This window comes from Pantoea sp. Ap-967 (assembly GCF_011752565.1).
GTDB lineage: Bacteria > Pseudomonadota > Gammaproteobacteria > Pseudomonadales > Pseudomonadaceae > Aquipseudomonas.
This window is the reverse complement of the sequence record NZ_VWXK01000105.1, coordinates 1-372: the sequence shown is the minus strand read 5'-3', so window position 1 is coordinate 372 and position 372 is coordinate 1. Positions and strand designations below refer to the sequence as shown.

General features: G+C 57.0%; 1 protein-coding gene. It reads right to left on the bottom strand.

Features of this window, described 5'->3' with window-relative positions; all coding sequences use genetic code 11:
• A partial coding sequence (locus tag F3J45_RS30670) for a hypothetical protein (protein WP_370526519.1) occupies positions 1–326 on the bottom strand: 326 nt, incomplete at its 3' end.
• Between the last annotated feature and the right edge of the window lie 46 nt (positions 327–372).

The following is a 372-nucleotide window of genomic DNA, read 5'->3' as shown; positions in this document are numbered from 1 at the left end:
ACGCGGATTACGCGACCTTCCGGGCTGTATTGATATTGGGTGCTGCGGCCCAGTGAGTCCTGCTCCCATAGCAAATTGCCGTGAGTGTCATAGCCGTAGCGCTGGGTGCGCTTTGCGCCATCGGTGATTTGGACGGGTAGCGCCCAGTGGCGCAAGTAGCTGATCTGCTCACTGCGTCCTAGAGGGTCATGCGTTTCGATCAGGCGGCCGATATCATCGTAGCTGTAGCGCCATTCGCCTCCTTTCGGGTCGATACTCTTTAGTAGTTGTCCGGCGACTATCTCCTCTTGCCAACAGTTACCAAGCGGGTCGATGTACTTATACACCTCGTACATCGGTCCCCAGTAATAGCGGCTCTGTCGGCCGAGGCTG